General features: G+C 59.0%; 1 protein-coding gene. It reads left to right on the top strand.

What is annotated here, in order from left to right; all coding sequences use genetic code 11:
- Positions 1 to 1429: glycoside hydrolase family 3 N-terminal domain-containing protein (locus QD357_RS32245; RefSeq protein ID WP_414126070.1), on the top strand; the 1429-nt coding region annotated here is incomplete at both ends.

Genomic DNA, 1429 nt, shown 5'->3' with positions numbered 1-1429 from the left:
GTCTGGGGTGTGACTGCAGCGGCTTTCCCGGTAGGCATTGCCATCGGAGCKAGTTGGAACCCGGACCTAGCCAGGGAAATCGGCAGTGCGCTAGGTGACGAKGTTCTTTCCAAAGGGGCCCATGTCTCGCTGGCGCCGACCGTTAACATCCAGCGCAGCGTCACAAACGGCCGAAACTTTGAGTGTTTCTCTGAGGATCCGATACTGACGGCGGAACTTGCCGTCGGCTATATCGAAGGTCTGCAGTCMAAGAAAGTKGGTGCCACGATAAAACATTTCGCTGGCAACGAGTCCGAGATCKAACGTACAACCATCTCTTCAGATATCGATGAACGCACTCTGCGCGAAGTCTACCTAATACCCTTTGAGGCGGCGGTGAAGCGGGCAAAGGTCTGGGCCGTGATGTMTTCATATAACAAACTAAACGGTACTTACACGGCGGAAAGCCATTGGCTGTTGAACGAGGTACTGCGCGGTGGCTGGGGTTTTAACGGCGTGGTGATGTCGGACTKGTTCGGCTCGCGTTCGACCGCACCCACCGTGAATGCTGGGCTGGATTTGGAGATGCCGGGCCCGACCCGCGACCGCGGCTCCAAGCTTCTGGCGGCGATCGACGCKGGCGAGGTAAGTGTMGAGACCGTCCGCGCCTGTGTGCACAATATCCTGACCCTGATGGAACGCACCGGCGCAATCAACGATCATCGCGAGTTTAAGGAGTACGCCATTAATCGGCCGGAACATAGGGCACTCATCAGGCGCGCGGGAGCGGAAAGCGCAGTTCTGCTACAGAATGACGGCATCCTGCCATTGGCTCAGCAAGGTACGGTCGCCATCATTGGACCCAATGCCAAGATCGCGCAGATTATGGGAGGCGGCTCGGCGCAGTTGAACCCCCACTATGTCGTCAGTCCGTGGCAGGGGCTGGCGGACGCCCTGGGTGAGGAGAACGTGTTCTACGCTCAAGGTTGCAGCAACTATCGGTTTCAGCCGCTGATCGAAAACCCGACAACCTTCGAATTTTTCCAAGGGAGGGAGCTTGCTGGCGAGCCCGTGAAGGTTATCGAGGAACCGTCGAGCCTCGGTGTATGGTTGCCMCCCGTGGCCGGGGGCACCGTCGATCCGCATCGCTTTTCCGCCCGAATGCGCACCGTCTTCACAGCCTCAGAAGCCGGCGGCTATCGCGTCGGCCTGACCTCGGCGGGGCTTGGCCGTGTCTATGTGGACGGCAGGCTTGTGGTGGACGCCTGGGCTTCCTGGACACGTGGTACCACATTCTTTGAAGAAGGCTGCGAGGAGGTCGTGGGTGAAATCACGCTCGAAGCCGGCCGTAAATACGAGGTCGTCGCCGAGTACGCCCGGCACGATCACGTCAACCTCTATATCGCCGCAATTCGGGTAGGAATAGGCAGGTTTTCGGCCGAAGCGGAGA

This window comes from Rhizobium sp. BR 317 (assembly GCF_047445835.1).
Taxonomy (GTDB): domain Bacteria; phylum Pseudomonadota; class Alphaproteobacteria; order Rhizobiales; family Rhizobiaceae; genus Rhizobium; species Rhizobium paranaense.
The sequence above is the reverse complement of the archived record's forward strand: the minus strand, read 5'-3'. Positions and strand labels throughout refer to the sequence as shown.